The 19,437-nt window shown below is 67.5% G+C and carries 23 protein-coding genes and 1 tRNA gene; 11 read left to right on the top strand and 13 right to left on the bottom strand.

Translation table 11 applies throughout. The features are described 5' to 3' along the window. Positions 1 to 103: 103 nt before the first annotated feature. From JK358_RS04630 to JK358_RS04645, 4 genes are all read left to right on the top strand, one after another. Positions 104 to 1,222, top strand: a complete 1,119-nt coding sequence (locus JK358_RS04630) for an epoxide hydrolase family protein (protein ID WP_201944000.1) — start codon at positions 104 to 106, stop codon at positions 1,220 to 1,222. 141 nt (positions 1,223 to 1,363) lie between these two features. Then, entirely contained in the window at positions 1,364 to 1,504 is a 141-nt protein-coding gene (locus JK358_RS04635) for a hypothetical protein (protein WP_201944007.1), read from the top strand. A gap of 71 nt (positions 1,505 to 1,575) precedes the next feature. After that, positions 1,576 to 1,932 (top strand): hypothetical protein, encoded by a 357-nt coding sequence (locus JK358_RS04640; protein ID WP_201944009.1) that lies wholly within the window; start codon positions 1,576 to 1,578, stop codon positions 1,930 to 1,932. Between the two features lie 126 nt (positions 1,933 to 2,058). Beyond that, positions 2,059 to 2,610, top strand: a complete 552-nt coding sequence (locus JK358_RS04645) for a hypothetical protein (protein ID WP_201944011.1) — start codon at positions 2,059 to 2,061, stop codon at positions 2,608 to 2,610. A gap of 120 nt (positions 2,611 to 2,730) precedes the next feature. On the opposite strand, the gene JK358_RS04650 is transcribed toward JK358_RS04645, so the two are convergent. The 3 genes from JK358_RS04650 to JK358_RS04660 form a co-directional block, all read right to left on the bottom strand. Continuing rightward, on the bottom strand, positions 2,731 to 2,934 hold the full coding sequence (locus JK358_RS04650) for an EF-hand domain-containing protein (protein ID WP_201944014.1): 204 nt from the start codon (positions 2,932 to 2,934) through the stop codon (positions 2,731 to 2,733). A 78-nt stretch (positions 2,935 to 3,012) separates the two neighbouring features. Then, positions 3,013 to 3,804, bottom strand: coding sequence for an SAM-dependent methyltransferase (locus tag JK358_RS04655; protein WP_201944016.1), 792 nt, complete (start codon positions 3,802 to 3,804; stop codon positions 3,013 to 3,015). Positions 3,805 to 3,976: 172 nt separating this feature from the next. Beyond that, positions 3,977 to 4,687, bottom strand: a complete 711-nt coding sequence (locus JK358_RS04660) for a S1 family peptidase (RefSeq protein ID WP_232850793.1) — start codon at positions 4,685 to 4,687, stop codon at positions 3,977 to 3,979. Between the two features lie 233 nt (positions 4,688 to 4,920). On the opposite strand from JK358_RS04660, the gene JK358_RS04665 reads away from it, so the two are divergent. Next, positions 4,921 to 5,421 carry a nitroreductase family protein gene (locus JK358_RS04665; RefSeq protein WP_201944017.1) on the top strand — a complete coding sequence of 167 codons (501 nt, stop codon included), beginning with the start codon at positions 4,921 to 4,923 and terminating at the stop codon, positions 5,419 to 5,421. Between the two features lie 32 nt (positions 5,422 to 5,453). Here the strand turns inward: JK358_RS04665 and JK358_RS04670 are convergent, their stop codons facing one another. Next, positions 5,454 to 6,827: a cutinase family protein gene (locus JK358_RS04670; RefSeq protein ID WP_201944018.1), complete on the bottom strand. Its 1,374-nt coding sequence runs from the start codon at positions 6,825 to 6,827 to the stop codon at positions 5,454 to 5,456. A 159-nt stretch (positions 6,828 to 6,986) separates the two neighbouring features. Further along, on the bottom strand, positions 6,987 to 7,976 hold the full coding sequence (locus JK358_RS04675) for an alpha/beta hydrolase family protein (protein WP_232850794.1): 990 nt from the start codon (positions 7,974 to 7,976) through the stop codon (positions 6,987 to 6,989). 105 nt (positions 7,977 to 8,081) lie between these two features. Between JK358_RS04675 and JK358_RS04680 the strand changes: the two genes are divergently transcribed. From JK358_RS04680 to JK358_RS04690, 3 genes are read left to right on the top strand one after another with little or no spacing between them, the layout of a single operon-like run. After that, on the top strand, positions 8,082 to 10,358 hold the full coding sequence (locus tag JK358_RS04680) for a molybdopterin guanine dinucleotide-containing S/N-oxide reductase (RefSeq protein WP_201944019.1): 2,277 nt from the start codon (positions 8,082 to 8,084) through the stop codon (positions 10,356 to 10,358). Continuing rightward, entirely contained in the window at positions 10,355 to 10,828 is a 474-nt protein-coding gene (locus tag JK358_RS04685; protein WP_232850795.1) for a GNAT family N-acetyltransferase, read from the top strand. Before JK358_RS04680 ends, JK358_RS04685 begins: the two co-directional genes overlap by 4 nt. A 43-nt stretch (positions 10,829 to 10,871) precedes the next feature. Further along, positions 10,872 to 11,864, top strand: a complete 993-nt coding sequence (locus JK358_RS04690) for a zinc-binding alcohol dehydrogenase family protein (protein ID WP_201944020.1) — start codon at positions 10,872 to 10,874, stop codon at positions 11,862 to 11,864. Positions 11,865 to 11,867: 3 nt separating this feature from the next. Here JK358_RS04690 and JK358_RS04695 read toward each other — a convergent pair whose 3' ends face one another. From JK358_RS04695 to JK358_RS04705, 3 genes are all read right to left on the bottom strand, one after another. After that, the gene (locus JK358_RS04695; RefSeq protein WP_307817291.1) at positions 11,868 to 12,512 is read right to left on the bottom strand and encodes a maleylpyruvate isomerase family mycothiol-dependent enzyme; all 645 of its coding nucleotides are present in this window, start codon (positions 12,510 to 12,512) and stop codon (positions 11,868 to 11,870) included. Between the two features lie 108 nt (positions 12,513 to 12,620). After that, on the bottom strand, positions 12,621 to 12,827 hold the full coding sequence (locus JK358_RS38970; RefSeq protein WP_232850796.1) for a lipopolysaccharide assembly protein LapA domain-containing protein: 207 nt from the start codon (positions 12,825 to 12,827) through the stop codon (positions 12,621 to 12,623). 207 nt (positions 12,828 to 13,034) lie between these two features. Continuing rightward, entirely contained in the window at positions 13,035 to 14,009 is a 975-nt protein-coding gene (locus JK358_RS04705; RefSeq protein ID WP_201944023.1) for an ion transporter, read from the bottom strand. A 237-nt stretch (positions 14,010 to 14,246) separates the two neighbouring features. On the opposite strand from JK358_RS04705, the gene JK358_RS04710 reads away from it, so the two are divergent. After that, entirely contained in the window at positions 14,247 to 15,218 is a 972-nt protein-coding gene (locus tag JK358_RS04710; protein ID WP_269811733.1) for an AraC family transcriptional regulator, read from the top strand. Between the two features lie 888 nt (positions 15,219 to 16,106). Next, the gene (locus JK358_RS04715) at positions 16,107 to 16,454 is read left to right on the top strand and encodes a nuclear transport factor 2 family protein (RefSeq protein ID WP_201944033.1); all 348 of its coding nucleotides are present in this window, start codon (positions 16,107 to 16,109) and stop codon (positions 16,452 to 16,454) included. Positions 16,455 to 16,481: 27 nt separating this feature from the next. Here the strand turns inward: JK358_RS04715 and JK358_RS39845 are convergent, their stop codons facing one another. Together JK358_RS39845 and JK358_RS04720 are read right to left on the bottom strand one after the other, a co-directional pair. Next, on the bottom strand, positions 16,482 to 16,610 hold the full coding sequence (locus JK358_RS39845; RefSeq protein ID WP_269811734.1) for a hypothetical protein: 129 nt from the start codon (positions 16,608 to 16,610) through the stop codon (positions 16,482 to 16,484). Between the two features lie 277 nt (positions 16,611 to 16,887). Further along, positions 16,888 to 17,199: an MMPL family transporter gene (locus JK358_RS04720; protein ID WP_307817293.1), complete on the bottom strand. Its 312-nt coding sequence runs from the start codon at positions 17,197 to 17,199 to the stop codon at positions 16,888 to 16,890. A 95-nt stretch (positions 17,200 to 17,294) separates the two neighbouring features. On the opposite strand from JK358_RS04720, the gene JK358_RS04725 reads away from it, so the two are divergent. Then, a complete protein-coding gene (locus JK358_RS04725; RefSeq protein WP_201944037.1) occupies positions 17,295 to 17,450 on the top strand; it encodes a hypothetical protein in 156 nt (51 codons plus the stop codon). Between the two features lie 88 nt (positions 17,451 to 17,538). Here JK358_RS04725 and JK358_RS04730 read toward each other — a convergent pair. The 3 genes from JK358_RS04730 to JK358_RS04740 form a co-directional block, all read right to left on the bottom strand. Further along, positions 17,539 to 17,612: transfer RNA gene (locus JK358_RS04730), tRNA-Met, on the bottom strand. A gap of 52 nt (positions 17,613 to 17,664) precedes the next feature. Further along, positions 17,665 to 18,195 (bottom strand): NUDIX hydrolase, encoded by a 531-nt coding sequence (locus JK358_RS04735; protein ID WP_201944039.1) that lies wholly within the window; start codon positions 18,193 to 18,195, stop codon positions 17,665 to 17,667. Further along, positions 18,192 to 19,328: a DUF418 domain-containing protein gene (locus tag JK358_RS04740; protein WP_201944041.1), complete on the bottom strand. Its 1,137-nt coding sequence runs from the start codon at positions 19,326 to 19,328 to the stop codon at positions 18,192 to 18,194. Before JK358_RS04740 ends, JK358_RS04735 begins: the two co-directional genes overlap by 4 nt. Positions 19,329 to 19,437: the final 109 nt, after the last annotated feature.

Below are 19,437 nucleotides of genomic sequence, written 5' to 3' on the forward strand. Positions count from 1 at the left end.
TCTGCGGAAAACTGGATGCGGAAAAGACTGGAACGGAATGCTTTGTTCCGATACTGTCGTAGGCAGAGCGGAACACCCCGCACTGCCTCCGAAGGAGCACGCCATGTCCGATATCCGCCCCTTCCGCATCGACATCCCGCAGGCCGACCTCGACGACCTGACCTACCGCCTCACCCACACCCGGTTCGCCGCCGAGCTGCCCGCCGAGCGCTTCGCCGGCAAGGTCGACCTCGGCATCCCGGTCCCGCCGGGGTGGGAGTACGGCGTGCCGGGGGCATTCGTCAAGCCGCTCATCCAGCGGTGGCGCGACGAATTCGATTGGCGCGCAGTGGAGAAGAAGCTCAACGAGTTCCCGCACTACCTCACCGAGATCGACGGGCAGACCATCCACTTCATCCACGTGCCCTCGGCGAACCCGGAGGCCACGCCGCTCATGCTGAACCACGGCTGGCCCAGCTCGTTCGTCGAATACCTGGGCCTGGTCGAGCGGCTCACCGACGACTTCCACCTGGTCATCCCGTCGTACCCGGGCTTCGCGTTCTCCGGCCCGACCACCGACATCGGCTGGACGCCCGAGCGCATGGCCGCCGCCTACGTCGAGCTGATGCGCCGCCTCGGCTACGAGCGGTACGGGGTGCACGGCAATGACGGCGGGTCCATCGTCTCCCCCGAAATGGGCCGCCTCGCACCCGAGGCGGTGATCGGCGTGCACGTCACCCAGATCTTCGCCTTCCCCAAGGGTGAGGAGGGCGAATTCGACGGCCTCAGCGAGCAGGACCTCGCCTACATCCAGTTCGGGCAGAAGTTCCTGGAACACTCCATCCACGACTTCACCCAGCGCGCCCAGCCGAGCACCATCGCCGCCGGGCTCTCCGACTCCCCCGCCGGGCAGCTGGCATGGAGCGGACAGTTGCTGGGCGCGCTCGATCCCGACGAGATCCTCACCAATGTCGCCATCTACTGGTTCACCAACACCTCGGCGTCCTCGGCGCGGTTCTACTACGAAAACGCCAAGGGCGTACACGCTTCCGAGCCGACCACGGTTCCGATCGGGCTGGCCTCCTTCGGTTACGACTACAAGCCGCCGCGCAAGTTCGCCGAGCGCGATCACGCCAATATCGTGCAGTGGAACGAGTACGCCGAGGGCGGGCACTGGTCGGCCTACGAGGTGCCCGATCTGCTCGCCACCGATATCCGTGGCTTCTTCGCCGCGCTGAAATAGCCCACGCAATCCGGCTCGGGGTCGTAGATTCGATGATCTGCGGCCCCGAGCCTTGTACATTTCATCCCCAGCGGATGAGGCCCCGGCGGCGATCACCCCGAATGATCGGTCGCAGGAGCCGAGTCACGTGGGAGGAACAGCATGACCTCACCGTCGGACAACCATCCGGTCTGGCAGGCGATCACGATCGGCGCCGCGGTCACCGCGGTGATGCTGCTGCTCTTGTTCGGCGCGATGGCACTGTTCCAGGGCCTCGCGACGACCTCGACGCTGTGCCCGTGATCGTGGCCACGATCCCACGCCGCGACACCGCGGTGCCCAGCCTCCCGGCAATTCGCACCTAAGCTGGAGGTGTGGGTCGCCTACTGTTGTTCCTCCTGGTCGCGGGCTTGCTGATATTCGTCGCGTGGTGGATTTCGCGGGAGTGGTCGGGAAACGCCGACCGCGTCGCCGCGGCCAAGGGCGAGGTGCGCGGCTACCTCGATCGGATGAGCAGCGAACTCATGCAGCTCGACCCCGACAACGACACCGCCTTGAACGCGCTCGGTGAGGCCGTCGACCGGATGACCGTCGCCCGCACCCAGCTGGCCTCCGCCACCACCCTCGGGCAGGTGCGCGTCGCGCGCGAAACCGCGCGTGGCGGACTGTATTTCATTCGCAAGGCCCGGGAAGCCATGGGGCTGGACCCGGGTCCGCCGATTCCGCGCTGAGCGGTGTGTCGGCGCGGACACACTCCGAATGTCGGTGCGTGAACGGACGCTTCACGCGGTGCACCGAACAATTGGCGGCATCACAACGACATCCGTCACCCGGAGGAAACCGTGTCCCGTTTGCGCATGATCTTGGGTGCGACCGCTGTAGCGTTCGCCGCGTCCAACGCACTGGCTCTGCCCACGGCGGTGCAGTCGCTGCCCGCAGCGCTCGCCGCACCCGCGAATCAGCCGGTTTCGATTCAGGCGCAACCGGTTCGGACACAGGGCTGGCTGAAGATCTACTCCGGCATCACCCCGCACGGCACCGAGGCCGTTCAGCTGCGCGTCGTCACCGATCCGACCGTCGGGCAGCGCGTCACCGACGGTGGCGGGCGCTCGCTGTACCGGTTCGACAAGGACACCGCCGATCCGTCGAAGTCCACCTGCGCGGGCGATTGCGCCGTCACCTGGCCGCCGCTGCTGGTCGCGAGCGGGCAGGCGCTGTATGTGGACGGAATCGACCCGGCCCAGGCGGGTTTCATCGAGCGGCCCGACGGAACCTGCCAGATCACCGTCGGCGGCTGGCCCGTCTACTACTTCTCGAAGGATCAGAAGGCGGGCGACCTGCTCGGGCAGGGCGTCGGCGGCACCTGGTTCGCGGTCGCGCCCACCGGCCAGAAGGCGATCGCCAAGTAGCCGAATCCCGCTACCGGACCGGCGAATTCGGCCGGCCGTCGCGGCGACGGTGCTGCACTCCTCCACATCACACGAGAGATCCGCGCACACCGAACCCCGTGCGCGGACCCCTCCACCCGATCAGCTGACCAGCGTCAAAAACTCCTCGAGACTGATCTTCTGGTCCCCGTTCAAATCCGCCTTCGCCAGAATCGCCAACGCGGCCTTCCGGGCATCCTCGTTCGAAAACCCATACGCCTCAACCGCCTGCGTGTACTCCTCGAGGGTGATGAAGCCGTCACTGTTGACATCGACCTTCGCGAATACCGCCTTGGCCTCCGCCACAGTAAACCCACCCATAACCCAACTCCTTCGTTCCGTACCGACAACCGAGCTAGCCCCAGGAGTATCGCACTCGCTCGATCAGGGTTTGCGGCCTACGCCGGACCAGCAGGAGACCTTGCTGTCGAAGGATGCGGGGAAGTCGGCGGAATCGCCCAGGGGCCAGCGGTGCGGGGGGACCACGCCGGGGGGCAGCAGATCGAGGGGGGTGAACCAGCCGGCGACCTCGTCGTGGGTGCGGACCTGGGCGGGGAGTTTGCGGACGCGGTAGACGTCTTGGGCAGAGAGCACCTGGTCGGGGGCGAAATCGGCGGTGATGGCGCAGATTACGAGGAAGGATCCGGGGGCCAGGGCGTCGAGGAAGGCTTTCAGGATCTCCGGGACGCTGGCCTCGACGAAATGCAGGACCGCGATCATGCTCAGCGAGACCGGCCGGGAGAGGTCCAGGGTGGCGGCGAGTTCGGGCGCCTCCAGGATGGCGGCCGGGTCGGTGACGTCGCCGTCGATGTAGGTCATGACGCCGGGGTCGCTGGCCGTCATGAGGGCGCGGGCATGCGCCAGCACGATCGGGTCGTTGTCCACGTAGACGACCCGGGAGTCGGGGGCGATCTCCTGGGCGATCTGATGCAGGTTGGGTTCGGTGGGGATGCCGGTGCCGATGTCGAGGAACTGGCGGATACCGGCCTCGGCCACATAGCGGGTGCTGCGCTGCATGAACTGACGGTTGATCCGCGCGGCGGTACGAATATCCGGCCACGCTTTCAAGATTTCCTCCGCGGCCTTGCGATCGGCCTCGTAGTTGTCCTTGCCGCCGAGAAAATAGTCGTACACGCGCGATGTATGAGGCTGGTCCAGCGAGAGATCTCCATCCATCCGAGCACCACTTCAATCGACTGATCGACACAAAGCTACATGCTCAGGCTAGACGCACCCGCCCAGGAACCGAGGGGTTTCAAACAGCAGGTCTTCGACTCTCGCTATCTGCCGGACAACTCCGGTGGAAAACCGCTCGGCACAACGCAACCGGCGCGCGTGCAGGAGAGGATCAGATGGGGCGGAAACCGGCTCCGACTCCGCCGGAGTTGTCGATCGCGGTCAGGATCGGGCCGATGGGCTGAAAGTAGGCCGGTGAATGCACGGGGAACGCGGCGGCGACACAGGGCACGTTGAAGCGGATTCCGCCGAGGCCGGCCAGCCGGCCCTGATTCATTCCCACGAGTTGATCGCCGACGGTGACCGGGCCGCCGGAATCCCCTGGCTGCGAACAGGATTGGTTGATCTCGCGACCGTCCACGGTGCCCCAGACCACACCGCAGTCGAAACCGCTGGAGCGGCCGTTGCCGCATACGGTGCCACCGGGGGCGGGCGGGCCCGCGAGTCCGGCAATGGTCGTGGCGCCGACCGTGCGCACCGGAGTGACCCGCGCCGGATCGAATTCGATGACCGCGTAATCCAACCCGGTTCCGCCGTCGGAGGCGGCGACGGTACCGATCACGCCCGCTCCGGGCGCGGCCTCGGCGCTCACCGCGGTGCCGGCCGGGCCGCAGTGCCCCGCTGTCAGACCGACCAGTCTCCCCGCGTTGTCGGTGCCGATGGAGGTCAGCGAGCAGGAGGTGGCACCGCCGAGGACGATGCCGGAGCTGCCGCCCAGCACAGCGGAGCCGGGCGCGGCCGAGGCGGTTCCCGCACTGAGAGCTGCCGCCGACGCGGCTGCGGCGACTACCGTCGCGGCACCGAAAATGAAGGTGGTTCGCATACTGTGCCCACTTCCCAGTTCGCCAGTGGCTAACTTTTAGCAATGGATGTTGAATCCTCCACCACGGCAGGAAAGGCAGCAAGCGGGATGTGACAGACGCCATGGATCCCGCAAAAGTCCAGCTTTCGCACTAATCGATCCGGGTGGGCCACCACCAGCTGACGTTTGCTAGAAGATTGCCATGTCGGCAACCGTCACACTCGCCACCACGACGCGCCACTAGGATCGCCGCGGTGCACGAATCCCTCATGTCCCTGCGCGCTGTCCGCCACTACCGGGCCGATCCGGTCCCTCGCGAACTCGTCGAGCGGATCGTCGCCGCGGCCCGCTGGACCGGATCGGCCCGCAACCGCCAGCCCTGGCGCTTCGTCGCGGTCACCACCCCCGAAGCACGCACCGCCCTCAGCCACTGCGGCGCTTACGCTCTGCACCTGGCCACAGCCCCGGTGGTCCTCGTCTTGGCCTCCACCGAAAACACTTTCAGCGACACCCTTTTCGATATGGGCCGGGTAACCCAATCACTCTGCCTGGCCGCCCACGAACTCGGCCTGGCCAGCTGCCCCACCACCTTTCACCCCCAGGACAACATCACCCGCGTCGCGCAGCTGCTCGAGCTCCCCGGCACCTGGCTCCCCCGCCACGCCATCGCGCTCGGCTACCCCGCCCCGGCACCGTCCCCCTCGGCCATCCCCACCGGCAGACTGCCCGTCGCCGAACTGCTGCGCTGGCATTGACCGAGAAGGCGGATCACCGTGCGGCGCAGGGGCTATGAGGCGACCTGGGTGCGGAGGAAGCCCAGCAGGGTTTGCACGTCCTCGGCGTAGTCGATGTGGGCGTTGGAGCCGTAGAAGGAGGCGAGGGCAGCGCCCTGACGAGCGAGTTGCACCAGTTCGTCGATACTTTCCGGACCGCCGATATCGAGGAGCGTGTCGACGGCGAGGGCCAGGTCGCCACGCACGGCGGTGAGCAGGGGGCCGAGGGTGGCGTCGGCGAGGTCGAAGACCGACGGGGTGAGGACGGCGAGTTCGGCGGCGGCCTGGAGATGGTCGTTGCGCGTGAGCGATTCCATTGTGCGCCAGAGTGTTTCCTGGATGTGACCGGCGGTGAAGGCGATGCGCTGGATGTCGACGTAGGCGAGGGCGTCGGCGATCACGCTGGCGGCGGAGGTCCAGCCGGACGGGTCCACGGCGGCGGCCGCCCGGATCACCGAGGCGACGAGGGTGAGATCGACGCTCGCGGCCGCCTGCACCATCGGGGACAGGGCGGCGTTCAAGCCGCTGGCGATCTGATGGGCGGCGGCGATGTCCCCGGAGGTGAGCAGGCGCGGGAGGGTGTCGAGGCCCTCCAGGATGGTGGGCAGGTTGGCGGCGGTGGCCGCCCAGCCCGCGCCGACGGTGACGGCCTGCTCGATGAGGGTGCCGGGGTCGGTGTAGGCCGGGATCAGATAGGCGATCGGGGCGGGATCGCCGCTGAGGACCTTGCCCAGTGCCGAGAGGAACGGGGAGGCGGTGGCATTGAGGGAGCAGTAGAGGTCGCCGTCGGCGCAGAGGGTGCGGACGCGCTCGGTGAGGGCGCCGAAGTCCTGGCTGCGGGCTCCGGCGATGCCGTCGCCGGGTTGCGGGTTGCCCAGGGAGAGGGTGGTGTCCGGGTCGCGGTGCGGGTCGGCGAGCAGGCCGACGCCGACCACTCGGTCGGCGCTGATCGGGCCCGCGCCGTTGCCGATCTCGGTGGCGAGGTCGCCGATGCCGTCGGCGCCCTGGCTGTAGCCGGCGAGGACGACCCGGGTCGAGCCGCACAGGGTGGCCACCATGTGGTGCAGGGTGGCTTCGAGGGTGCTCAGCGACTCCGCGTAGGTCAGGCCCTGGTCGAATGCGCTTGCGGCATAGGGCGCGTAGAGCACGGTGATGTCGCGGCCGAACTGCCATTGCAGGCCGTCGCCGAGGGGCCGGAGCATGCCGACGGGCACCGCCGGGTCGGCGTCGATATGCGTCTCCCAGGTTCCCGGGGCCAGGATCGCCGTGTATCGGGTGCAGGGCTGCGTCCGGGCCGTGTCCGCCCGCGCGTCGCCGACCACCGTGGTCCAGCTCGTCACAATCGCCACAACCAATGCCGCCGTGACCGAAGTCGCCAGCCTGCTCATTCGCCAATTCCTCAGGTGCCGAAGGGGTTTGGGTGGCGGCCCCGCAGGTACCCGATCCCGCTGTGTCGCCGTGGCCAATTCTCGCCATCGCGGCGCAATTTCGCAGGGTTTTCAGAATTATCCTTGTTTCAGATTCCTGATCGGCCTACCGTGGGCGGTTCACACCGCGCAGGCCGAACTCGGAGCAGGCGCGGTGTCGACACCGGCGAGGACATCGGTGCGGTACTCGAGCACCGGGCCGCCGAGAGGCTCGGTTCCCGCGAGCAGCCGCTCGACGGCACACATGCCCTGGAACCAGGCCGGGCCGATGCCGTGCATGCCCGGCAGCACGATGCCGTGATTCTCGCGGCCGGTGACGACCGTATAGAAGGACACCGGCTTACCCGCCGCGATCAGCGCGTCACGCAGATCGACCGACGCCTGGTAGGGAATCAGAAAGTCGTAGAGCCCGTGCACGAGAACGATGTGGCGCGCCTCGAGCGTCGGCGCGAGGGTGACGAGCGAACGGTCGAGGTAGGGCTGCGGGCAGACGGCCGGCGCGCAGCCACCGGCATCCCGTTCGAGCTGGGCGCGAACCGGCAGACCGAGCAGATTCGCCCTCGACCACAGCGCCCGCAGATCGCTGGGGCCGTAGTTGTCGACCCAGTAGTCGAACAGGCCGGCGGGAGCCTGCGCCAGGGCGAGACCCGTGACCGCGCCGCCCTGACTCCATCCCCAGAGCACCGTACGGCCGATGGCCGGATGCTCGGCGCGATACCACCGGGCCGCGGCGATGACATCGTGCGCACCGGCGGTGAGGTTGAACTCCCCCGCCTTCCACACGCTTTCACCGCCACGGGTGTCGAGGGTCAGCACCGGCGCACCGGTGCGGCGGGCCAGGCCCTCCATCAGATCCGGCGCCTCCGAGGCGGTTTCACCATTGCCGTGGACGGCGAGTATCAGCGCGCGCGGCTCCCCGCCCGCGCAGGCCGCCGGTTCGTAGACGCGGCCGGTGCCGAATTCTCCGTCCACGGGAAAGGTCACCGGCCGCATCGTCACCGCTCCACCGCATACCGGCTCGGCCCGTGCGGCCGATATCGGCCACCACGACATCGTCGCGACCATCACCGCCACGAGCGCCGCCACCCAGAATCCACGCCTGCTGCCCATGTCCCGAACTATGCCAGATATGATCGTTTATGATCGTTTTTCGCCATAACTTATAAGTAAACAATCACAGCGACGTAGCCGTGGGTGTCGGGCTATGTTGGCTTCATGGCGACACATCTCACCCACTGGGGTGCATTCGAGGCGACCAGCGACGGCACTCGACTGACCGAGGTGCGGCCGTGGCGCGGCGATCCGGAACCCACCCCGCTCATCACGAATGTGGCATCGGCACAGCATCATCCGACTCGCATCGATCAACCGTATGTGCGCCGAGGATGGCTGGAGGGCGGCCCCGGCCCGGCGGCCCGCGGCGCCGACGAGTTCGTCCCCGTCTCCTGGGAGACCGCGCTGGATCTGCTGGCCGGTGAATTGACCCGGGTCTACCGCGACCACGGTGCGGGCGCGGTGTACGGCGGCTCATACGGATGGGCCAGCGCGGGGCGCTTCCATCACGCGCAGAGCCAGGTGCATCGCTTCCTGAACTGCCTCGGTGGCTATGTGTCGCATCGCAACAGCTACAGCCTGGGCGCGTCGACGGTGCTGCTGCCGCATGTGCTCGCCGATATGGGCACGATCATGGCGCGCGCCACCACGAAATCGGTACTGGCGCAGCACTCCCGGTTGATCGTCGCGTTCGGCGGCCTGTCGCCGAAGAACTCGGCGGTATCACCGGGCGGCGTGTCCCGGCACAATACGCGCGGCTGGATCGAAGCAGCACAGGCCAACGGATGCCGGTTCATCACCATCAGCCCGCTGCGCGACGACATTCCGGGCGAGGCGCAGGCGGAGTGGATCGCGCCCCGGCCCGGCAGCGATGCCGCGCTCATGCTCGCCCTGGCCCAGGTCCTCGACGCGGAAGGGTTGGCGGACAACACATTCCTCGACGCCTACACCGTCGGCTATCAGCGGTTCGCACAGTACGTGCGCGGCGCGGCGGACGGTGTGGCCAAGACGCCGGAGTGGGCACAGACGCTCACCGGAGTTCCCGCGCAACGGATTCGGGAGCTCGCCCGCGAGATGGCGAGCACCCGGACGCTGATCACGGTGAGCTGGTCCCTGCAGCGCGCGCAGTACGGCGAGCAGCCGCTGTGGCTGGGCGTGGTGCTGGCGGCCATGCTCGGCCAGATCGGACTGCCGGGAGGCGGTTTCGGCCACGGCTACGGTTCGGCCGCGAATGTCGGCCTGGCCGTGCGGGCCGCCTCGCCGCCCCGGTTGCCGCAGGGCGTCAACGGCGTCGGCGACTACATTCCGGTGGCCCGCATCGCCGATATGCTGCTGCAACCGGGCACAGAGTACGAGTACAACGGCGAGCACCGCGTGTATCCCGATATCCGGCTGGTCTATTGGGCGGGCGGCAATCCGTTCCACCACCACCAGAATCTGGCCCGGCTGCGCCAAGCCTTCGGCCGGCCGGACACCGTGGTGGTGCACGATCCGTTCTGGTCGGCCACCGCCCGGCACGCCGATATCGTGCTGCCCTCGACCATGTCGATCGAACGCGACGACTACGGTGCGGGCGAGGGCGACCGCTTCTTCTTCCCGATGCGCGCGCTCACCGCCCCGCACGGCCAGGCCCGCGACGACTACTGGATGTTCGGCGAACTCGCCGAAAGGCTGGGATTCGCCAAGGAATTCACCGAGGGCCGCACCGCGCAGCAGTGGCTGCGGCACCTCTACGACGAATGGCACGAGCGCCTGACCGCCCGCGGCCACCACCTGCCCGACTTCGAAACCTTCTGGGCGGGTGCGGAAATCGAGCTGCCGATCGCGGACGAGGAGCATATCGCCTTCGCCGACTTCCGGGCCGATCCGGCGACCCACCCGCTGGCCACCCCGAGCGGGCGCATCGAGATCTTTTCCGAGACCATCGCGGGCTTCGGCTACGACGACTGCCCCGGCCATCCGGTGTGGCGGGAGCCGCAGGAGTGGCTCGGCAGCCCGCTGGCGGCGCGGTTCCCGATCCAGTTGGTGGCCAATCAACCTCGCACCAAACTGCACAGCCAGCTGGATGTCGGCGCGCACAGCCAGTCCACGAAGATCCAGGGCCGGGAGCCCGTCCGGATGCATCCCGACGACGCGGCGGCGCGCGGCCTGTCCACCGGCGATATCGTGCGCCTGTTCAATGATCGCGGCAGCTGCCTGGCCGGGCTCCTGATCGACGAGGCGGTGCGTCCCGGCGTGGCACAGCTGTCCACCGGAGCCTGGTACGACCCCGACCCCGCCGATCCGAGCTTCTGCCGCCACGGCAATCCCAACGCGCTCACCGTCGACCGCGGGACCTCCCGGCTCAGTCAGGGCTGCACCGGCCAGCTGTCGCTGGTCGAGATCGAACGCCACACCGGCCCGGTGCCGGAGCTGACCGTCACGAAAGCGCCGCGATGACGGCCGCGGCAGCCGGGAACGGGCGCACGGTGGAACTGCGCCGGATCACCGCGGACACCGTCTACGAGGTGTGCAAGCTGAGCGACACGCTGTCGAGTGATCAGCGGAAAGTGGTGGCGGACAACGGAATATCCATCGCCGAGGCGCACTTCTCGGATGCGGCGTGGTTCCGGGCCATCTACGTGGATGAGCAGGCCGTGGGTTTCGTGATGCTGGAACTCGGGATGGACGCCGACGAGCCCGGTGTGTCGCTGTGGCGGTTCATGATCGCCGGACCGCATCAGGGAAAGGGATACGGGCGGCAGACCATCGAGCAGCTCGCCGCCCTGCTGAAGGAGCGCGGAACCACCCTGCTCTACACCAGCTACGTGCGCGGCCCCGGAAGTCCCGAGGGCTTCTATCGGTCGCTGGGGTTCGAGACCACCGGCAACCTCGTGGACGGCGAGACCGAGGCGGTCCTGCGAATGTGAAGGCCCGGAATGTCGGCCGGGGAACACGGCGTTACAGGATTTCATGACGGCTGAACCCGAGCAGACGATGCGCGCCGTGGTGCTCGATGCTCCCGGGCCTCCCGAAGCCCTGCGGCTGCGCACGCTGCCGATTCCCCGGCCCGCGCCCGGACAGGTGCTGATCCGGGTCCGGGCGTTCGGGCTGAACCGCTCCGAACTGCACACCCGGCTCGGGCTCGCCGAGGGCGTCGTGTTCCCCCGCGTGCCGGGTATCGAGGCCGTCGGCGAGGTGGCCGCCGCGCCGGGCGGAGAGTTCGCGCCCGGTCAGCGGGTGGCCACCATGATGGGCGGCATGGGGCGCACCTTCGACGGCGGCTACGCCGAGTACACGTGTGTGCCCGCGGCGCAGGTGATTCCGTTCACCAGCGACCTGGACTGGGCCGTCCTCGGCGCGATTCCGGAAATGCTGCAGACCTCCTACGGTTCGCTCACCGTCGGCCTGGATGCCCGGCCCGGACAGTCGATTCTGATTCGCGGCGGCACCTCCTCGGTCGGCATGGCCACCGCCGTCCTGGCCAAACAGCGCGGCATGACCGTGCTGTCCACCACCCGCAGCCCCGCCAAAGCCGCGGCCCTCACCCGCCTCGGCGTGGATCACGTGCTCATCGACGACGGCGCGGTGGCCACGCGGGTCCGCGCCCTGCTCCCCGACGGCGTCGACACCGCCCTCGAACTCGTCGGCACCCCCACCCTGCCGGATACGCTGCGCGCCACCAGAATTCACGGCGTCGTCTGCTTCACCGGCATGCTGTCCAACCAGTGGATCGTGGAGAACTTCTACCCCATCGGATACCTGCCGCGCGGCGTCCGCCTGACCGCCTACGGCGGCGAGGCCGACGACCTGCCCGCACACGTCCTGCAGGGCTTCCTGGACGCGGTCGCGGCGGGCACTGCCACGGTCCCGATCGACCGCCGCTTCACCCTCGACGAGATCGCGAAGGCGCACGCCTACATGGAATCCGGTGCGGCCACCGGAAAACTCGTCGTCACCACGTAATTCCTAGGGGGCCAGCCGGTCCCGGAGGGTGGTGAGCCCGGGGCCGGACAGGTCGGCGCAGTACGCTGATCGGCCGGCCATCGCCATGGTCAGTGCGAGGGTGGTTCCGGTGACGAGGGGGCCGGACCCGGCGGTGAACGGTCCGTCGGTGGCCTCGAGCCGCAGGCCCTCGATGCTGGTTCGGCTGGAGACGGTGAAGTCTCGTTGCGCGTAGAAGCGGGCGACCTGGGTGGACGCCTCGATCGACGGGGTGCGGTGTAGGCCGAGCGGACGGCGGATGTCCTGGGCGTGGACGACGACTTCACCGAGCCAGGCGGCGGTGTGGCCGGAGGCCGCGGTCGTGCTGGTGCGGATCGCGTCGAATCGGTCGAGGGTCTGGGCGAGCGTGGCTCCACGATGGCGGGCGATCAGGCGGCGGTTGTGCTCGTCGAAGTCGAAGCGCGCACCGAGAACGCTGGCCAGCCAGCGGAATCGGCCGGTGCTCGCGCCGGCGACGAGGTGAGCTACGACGTCCTCCACCACCCAGTCGCCGCACAGCGATTTCTCGCGCCACTGCCGATCGTCCAGGAGGGCGAGATCCTCCGCCAGTGCGGCACGCTCGGCGTGCGCCAGCGTCCACAGGGTCTCGCGCGCAGCGATATTCGACACGGGATCCTCCGGTTCCGGCCGCCGAACGATGCGCGGCGCATGGGCTGTTCCGGACTTCAGACGACACGGGTCGCTCGGAATCATCGGTCGCTGTGCGCCGCATCGCCGCTACTTCGGGGTGGCGTTGCGGCGGAGCTGCCAGATGCGGGCTCCCCCGGCCAGAGCCATGAGCAGGGTGCCCGCGATGGCCGCGAAGAGAATCGCGACGCCGAGCGGCCACTCGAAATCCCAGCCGAGGAAGGAGATCACCACGCGCTGCAGGTTCTGCAGGATGAAGATCAACAGGATGATGAGGACCAGGGCCCCGGAGGCCAAGATCAGCCAGACTCGGCCGGTTCTGGTGTGTTTGATGGGGGTCCGCCGGTGTGGCTGGGCCGAAGGCGGTTCCGGGGGTGGGGTTTGCGGTCTGCCTGCCGGCGGCTGCGCCGGGGGCGGGGCCGGACGGGTTTCGGGCGGGGTGGGTAGTGGTTCCGGGGTGCTGGTCATGGGAATCGGGTACCCAGCACAGCCGGAACCAGCGGGTCAGTTGCGGCGGATGCCGCGGCGTTGGAGGCCGGAGCGGATGGAGGCGTGCGAGGCCCCGAGGGCATCGGCGATGCGCGCTATCGGTTCGCCGCCGCGGTAGAGCAGGACGGCCTGAGCCACCTCGGCGTCACTGAGCTGGCGGCCGGGGTCCGGGCGGGTGTGGCCGTTGCGGGCGGCCGGGGCGGGACGCAGGGTACGGACCTCCGCGCGCAGGGCCGTCAATTCACTGAGAATTGCTGCGAAGGCCGCGTTCTCGTCCGCGTTCTCCTGCTCGTGGCGTTCGCGATTCTCGTCCTCGCGAACCTCGTCGGCGGCACTCACCATGACGGCGAGGAAAAGGTTCAGGACCACGAAGGTGGAGATCAGGATATAGCCGAGGAAGAAAATCCAGGCGAGGGGCTTCGCCGCCATGACCTCGCGGGCGATATCGGGCCAGGCTTCACCGGTCATGATCTGGAAAAGGGTCCACATGGAGGTGCCCAGGCTGCCGAAGTAATCAGGGGTCACCGCGCCGAACAGCTTGGTCGCCATGACCGCCGCGACATAGAGCACGAGGGCGAGCAGACCGAGAATCGAGCCCATGCCGGGCAGGGCCGCGAGCAGATTCGTCACCACCTTGCGCATGCTCGGCGTGGCGGAGACCAGCCGTAGCGCGCGCAGAATACGGAAGGCTCGCAACACCGACAGACCGCCGGAGGACGGCAGCAGCGCCACCCCGACGACCGCGAAATCGAAGCAGTTCCACGGGTCGCGGAAATACTCGAATCGATAGGCGTACAGTTTCATCGCCATTTCGATGACGAAGATCAGCAAGGCAGCCGAATCCACGAAGGAAATCAATCCCCCGGCGGCGGCCATCATGGATTCGGACGTTTCCGCCCCCAGCGATACCGCATTGACGAGAATGATCGCGATGATGAACTTCTGAAACCTAGCTGAATCCACCAGTTTTCGGACACGTTCGCGCAGCAAAACAGAATTCCTCCTGATTCGGCACCGTACAGACGTCATCGTTGGCGTAACGAGCAGAGAGCGAAGGACCCGCGTTTCGGCCGAATTGTACGGTGCCGCACAGCATCCGGCACGAGAATGCCCGATCACGGACTACGCCCTGGACCACACCGAGGCTGCGTGCGCGGCCCGGCCCGCCCGGCCGGATGCCGCCGGAAGCTCTGACCGGCGGGACCAGAACTCGAACCTGCGGCCTGGATGCTGCTGCGCGGCTGCGTAATCCGACCGCGGTTGGCATGCGACCCGGCTGACGCGGCATACTGGGGTCGGGCGCGGGCGCAGGCAGGGCTGCCCGAATGGGTGCTGACCGATCAGCATGCCTTCGTTCCGACGCGCGATTACGTGCGGCTCTGGCGGCCGTTCGAACATGCCACCGACGACCCCGATATCGCTCTGCGCGTCGCCGCCGCCTCCGCGCAGGGAACGCACGGCCTGTTCGGTCATCTGTTCGCCACCGCACCCACGCTCGGCGCAGCCATGCAGCTGTACACCGGCCCGCACGTCGGGTTGATCAGCTCGCATATTCGTTTCGACCTGTGGACGCCGAACGAACAGGAGACCGTGTTCTCCGGGCCGACCGGAAGCTCTGTCGAATTATATTATGAGACAGCGCGATTCGGCCTTTCCGGACTAATCGTCCGCGCACGGCGGCTCACCGGCCAGGCGATTCGGCCGGTGCGGGTGTCATTCCGCTGCCCACCACCCCGCCACTCCGGCGTGTACTCCGAAATATTCGACTGCCCGGTCGATTTCGACGCGCCGGTCGATGCCATGACCTTCCGCAGCGCCGATCTGGCGCTGCCCCTGCGCACGGCCGATCCGAGCCTCGCCGCCATGCTGCGGCACTATGCCGCGATCCTGCCCGCCCCGCCGCTCCGGCCCACACAGTGGACCGATCGCTTCGAACGCGAGGTGGATTCCGCGCTGACCGAAGGAAACGCCACGCTGGAGCTGGTGGCGCGGCGGCTGGCGGTGAGTCCGCGCACCCTGCAACGCCGGCTCGCCGACGGCGGCACCACCTGGCGGCGCGAACTCGAGCGTGCCCGGCATCGCCGCCTGCAGGCCGCTGCCACTGCCTCGCTCACGCGGGGCGAGCAGGCGTCGCTGCTCGGCTACGCCGACACCGCGTCCATGCGCCGGGCCTTGCGCCGCTGGGCCTCCCGGAACTGACCACGCCCTCCCATGACGCGTCCGGCATGAGGATGTCGTCTTCGGTCCTGTGCCCGAGTCGTGCTCGTCCACCACCCTGATGACGGGAGGCCGCCCTCGAATTTGCCCAATTCCCGGCGGCCTCCCCTTGTCGCAGGATTCCGTGCGAAAACCTCAGCGCGGCACCGTGACCGGATCAGCGCAGCTGTCCATCGGGCGCGACCAACATGGACCGCAGGAGCGCCATTCGTAGTTGTCGGTGATGCGCCAATAGGTGCATCCGAGGACATCCATGCCGTCGGCCTTCGCACGGCGCAGCCAGTAGTCGTTCCCCCCGCAGGACCACGGCCCGGGTGTGGCCGTCGGCACGCGGTCGGGCGTTTGCCGGTCGGCATGCCGTTCGCCACCACATACAGCGGTCGTCCGGTGAAGCACCCGAATGGATGTAGCCGTAGATCTCCGGTGCGCCCGCGTGATCCGGTCGGCCCATCGCAGGCACGTCGGCGAGGCCGATACCGCCTGCGACAGCTCCGGGCACTTTCTCATTTCGCGTTTCCTTTCACCAATTCGCTGACGACGGCGGCCTGGACACACCTGGTAGCAATAGATTTCGCCAGTCCGGGTGTGCCACTCGGTATCGACCTTGCCTGTCGACGGGTCGCGTTGCGTCGTGATGCCAATTTGATGCCAATCCCATGCGGCCGCCACACCTGACGGTTCGGGTATCGAGTAGGGAACCGGCTGCGCGTCGATCGACCCGCGGACCTCCTTCGGGGCGCAACCTACGAACGAAATGACGCTACGCCGGGGTCGTGTTCGATCGGAATCAGCGCGGCGTAGCCCGCACACACCCCAGGAATTCGGTTCAGCACATACATGCAGGCAGTCGACGCGCCCCAGGGAAGGTCGATGGCCATGAGCAGCGAGCGCACCAAGGAACTGTTTCAACAGCACCTCGAGTACTGGAAGGCGGGTGATCTGGACGGGTTGATGAAGGACTTCCACCCGGACGCCTTCATGATCAGTGGCAGCGGAATCATCAAGGGCTCGGACAATATTCGCGACTTCTACGCCTATGTGTTCGCGAACGTCTTGCCCGCCGAGGTCCGTGCCGGGCTGACCTTCGACAAGCAGCAGTACGAGGGCGATGCCGCATTCAGCGAGTGGTCCGGGCCCGGGATCAAATACGCGGCCGACACCATGGTCGTCAAGGACGGACTCAAATGGGTGGAGACCTTCGCGGCCGTCTACGAGTAGCGCTGCCAGATATTGCCGGAGCGGACGTCAGGTCAACAGCAAATGGACCTGGAGTTCGCCAATGACGAACTCGAGCAACGCACCGACCGCGACGAGTTTCCACTCGTCTTGTTTGAAGGTGGGGCGCAGCAAGCCCTCGAATTCGTCGGGGGTCATCAGCTCCATCTTCGCCCGCTGGCTGTGAATGGCTGCGTGGCAAGGACATTCGCGAGGCCGCCGGCCGCGGTTCAGCGAGTCGCGATCGGCAGAGGCTGACGCGCGTAGTCAGTGTGCGCGGATCACGAGTACCGCACCACGCCACTGTGCCTCAACCTGCCCCCGCAACTGGTGCATCCTGCACCCCCACCTCGGTGCCGCCGATCGAACTCCCGTCGGTCAAACCGAAACGGGTTCTGCGGCTTCCGCTTTCGCCATCGATGGCAGAGGCAGTGTTTCACAGCACGCCGACATCCATCGCGAATCCGATCGGCCCGATCATCGCGTTGTGGCTGAACAGAAATCCGGCGAAAACCGCGATCATGGTCACCGCCGCCGCGGTGATCACTCGGGCGCTGCCGACGTAGCCCAGGCGCACCGCTTGCAGCGCTGAACTCATATTGCTGACATGGGCTTCCCGCATCCGGGACGTGAGGAAGACCTGGTAGTCCATGGCCAACCCGAACAGGACACCGATCAGCAGGATGGGCAGGAACGCCAGGATCGGGGCAGCCTTGTGCACGTTGAGGATCGAACCCAACCAGCCCACCGGTAGACCGCAGTGGTAGTGCCGAGTGCGACACCCAGCACTGAGCTCCATCGAACCGAGTGGTCCTATTCCGGACGGACCAAAAGATAGACATTTTGCCTAACTACTCGAAGGTTCTGGTCTTCACCTACGAAGACGGCCGCCCGGTGCACCCCAATTCGATCCGGGAGGGATTCAAACGTCTCACCGACCGTGCCGCCAGCTACATGCTGGGACGCCGTGAAACCCCCGCGACGGCACAGCATCCATGAAACTGAGTTTGGCTAATGATGCCAAACGTGATGCCAAACGAACGTGAAAACGGCCCGGAACCAGTAGGTCCCGGGCCGTTTCGCCTAGTAGCGGGGACAGGATTTGAACCTGCGACCTCTGGGTTATGAGCCCAGCGAGCTACCGAGCTGCTCCACCCCGCGTCGGAGTGGTTATAGCTTGGCACAGAACGGAGTTGGAAACCAAATCGCCTGGTCAGTGGGGGTTGTGTAGTTCTATGGCGAGGGATAGGAGGTCGGGCATGTGGGGGCCGTCGGTGGCGGCTAGGCGGAGGGCGTCGGGTGGGGGGAAGGCTTGGACTTCCAGGATTTGTTCCGCGCCTTCGGGATTGGTGGGTGGGCCGGTGAGGGCGACGTCGGCGGTGCACCAGAGCCAGGCTTTGTGGGGGTGGGGTTGCCAGGGGAGGTACGGGGCGGGGCGGTCGCTGGTGGTGTGGTGGGCGCCGATCCAGTGGGCGGGTCCCTGGAGCTCGGCGCCCGCTTCCTCGGCGAGTTCGCGAATGATGCAGGCGTCGATGGATTCTCGGGCCTCGCGGGTGCCGCCGGGGATCAGCCAGACGCCGCGGGCGTCGCGGCACAGGACTATTCGGTCGCCGACGAAGCTGATGACGTGGATGTTGGTGACCAGTTCGTCGGGCGGGAGGTCGGTGGAGAACTGGACGTCCAGGCCACCCCACTCCCAGCGGGCGGGGGCGTACAGCAGGGGGTAGCGGTCGGCGAGGGTCACGGGTTCACGGTAGCGGGCGGGCGGCGGAAGTGACTGGGGCCGTACGTGATTACCCGGAGCAGCCATTCGACGGGGCCGTAGCGGTGGTGGCGGACCCACCGGCGGGCCGCGGCCAGTTCGAGGAGGTAGAGAACGAGGGCGATCGCCAGCGCCGTCCAGACGGACACCCGGCCGGCGAGGGCGAAACCGTAGCCGGTGAAGATGATCGAGGTGAGCACGGACTGACCGAGGTAGGTGGTGGCGGCGATCTTGCCCGCGGGCGCGAAGATCGCGGTGACCGCGGGATGCGCGTGCATGATGCGCAGCAGGGTGGCGGCGTAGGCGGCGGTGAGCAGGGGTGCGGTCAGGGTGAGCGGGCCCATCAGCGGGAGCCAGTGGGTGCAGGCCACCAGGATGGAAACCGGTGCGCCGACACCGAACCCGATCCACTGGATGCGCGGGAGCACGGGCAGGTAGCGGGCGGGATCCTCCAGCACGCGGGACTTTCCGGCGGCCAGGCCGAGCAGGAACAGCGGCAGGATGTTCACCGTGCCGTAGGCGAGGTACAGCAGGACGCCGCCGGAGAAGTTCTCCCAGCGCCAGCTCGCCGCCACACCCCACCCGGCGCGCAGGGCCGCCACCCCGCGTTCGACCCGGGCGGGATCGGAGTCGGGACCGAGATTGTCGCCGGATTCGAGGAGGCTCAGAACGGTGAGGGCGGCCGCGCCGATCGCGAACAGGAAACCGGCCAGCCAGAGAGCGGCGCGCGGGCGTAAGGGGCTGAGCAGCAATAGGATCAGGCCGATCGCGCCGTAGCCGAAGAGTACGTCGCCGTTGAAGAAGAACACCGCGTGCAGCACGCCGATCACCATCAGCGCGAGGCAGCGGCGCAGGGTGCGCAGGCGGGCGCTGCCGCCGTCGCGTTCGGCGGAGCGGAACTGCATGGTCAGGGAGTAGCCGAAGAGGAAGGCGAACAGAACATAGAATTTGTTGTGGAACACCGCCTCGACCAGGCCGAGCGCCAGACCGCCGGAGTCCGGGTCGATACCCGCCATGACGGCGATGTTCACCAGAAATATTCCGCCGAGGGCGAATCCGCGGAGGGCGTCGAGTTCCGCCAGTCTCGGGACCTGGGTTGTGCGCGCCTGCACCATGGTCGAACCCTAGGTGCGGTCGGCGGTTGGGCGAATCACCCGCGAGTGTGAGAGCGGGGTCGCTCTGCGGGGGGTTGACCGAATCGGGTTGTGGGCTTCGCAATAGTTG

This window comes from Nocardia acididurans (genome assembly GCF_016741815.1).
GTDB classification, from domain to species: Bacteria; Actinomycetota; Actinomycetes; order Mycobacteriales; family Mycobacteriaceae; genus Nocardia; species Nocardia acididurans.

What these genes read in the sequence shown, in the direction of transcription:
- JK358_RS04710 (WP_269811733.1), top strand. Translation starts at nt 14,247, where the DNA reads ATGCTGCTGCGCGGCTGCGTAATCCGACCGCGGTTGGCATGCGACCCG.
- JK358_RS04630 (WP_201944000.1), top strand. Translation starts at nt 104, where the DNA reads ATGTCCGATATCCGCCCCTTCCGCATCGACATCCCGCAGGCCGACCTC.
- JK358_RS04715 (WP_201944033.1), top strand. Translation starts at nt 16,107, where the DNA reads ATGGCCATGAGCAGCGAGCGCACCAAGGAACTGTTTCAACAGCACCTC.
- JK358_RS39845 (WP_269811734.1), bottom strand. Translation starts at nt 16,610, where the DNA reads ATGACCCCCGACGAATTCGAGGGCTTGCTGCGCCCCACCTTCAAACAA.
- JK358_RS04675 (WP_232850794.1), bottom strand. Translation starts at nt 7,976, where the DNA reads ATGGGCAGCAGGCGTGGATTCTGGGTGGCGGCGCTCGTGGCGGTGATG.
- JK358_RS04690 (WP_201944020.1), top strand. Translation starts at nt 10,872, where the DNA reads ATGACGGCTGAACCCGAGCAGACGATGCGCGCCGTGGTGCTCGATGCT.
- JK358_RS04645 (WP_201944011.1), top strand. Translation starts at nt 2,059, where the DNA reads ATGATCTTGGGTGCGACCGCTGTAGCGTTCGCCGCGTCCAACGCACTG.
- JK358_RS04655 (WP_201944016.1), bottom strand. Translation starts at nt 3,804, where the DNA reads ATGGATGGAGATCTCTCGCTGGACCAGCCTCATACATCGCGCGTGTAC.
- JK358_RS04670 (WP_201944018.1), bottom strand. Translation starts at nt 6,827, where the DNA reads ATGAGCAGGCTGGCGACTTCGGTCACGGCGGCATTGGTTGTGGCGATT.
- JK358_RS04635 (WP_201944007.1), top strand. Translation starts at nt 1,364, where the DNA reads ATGACCTCACCGTCGGACAACCATCCGGTCTGGCAGGCGATCACGATC.
- JK358_RS04740 (WP_201944041.1), bottom strand. Translation starts at nt 19,328, where the DNA reads ATGGTGCAGGCGCGCACAACCCAGGTCCCGAGACTGGCGGAACTCGAC.
- JK358_RS04680 (WP_201944019.1), top strand. Translation starts at nt 8,082, where the DNA reads ATGGCGACACATCTCACCCACTGGGGTGCATTCGAGGCGACCAGCGAC.
- JK358_RS04660 (WP_232850793.1), bottom strand. Translation starts at nt 4,687, where the DNA reads ATGCGAACCACCTTCATTTTCGGTGCCGCGACGGTAGTCGCCGCAGCC.
- JK358_RS04685 (WP_232850795.1), top strand. Translation starts at nt 10,355, where the DNA reads ATGACGGCCGCGGCAGCCGGGAACGGGCGCACGGTGGAACTGCGCCGG.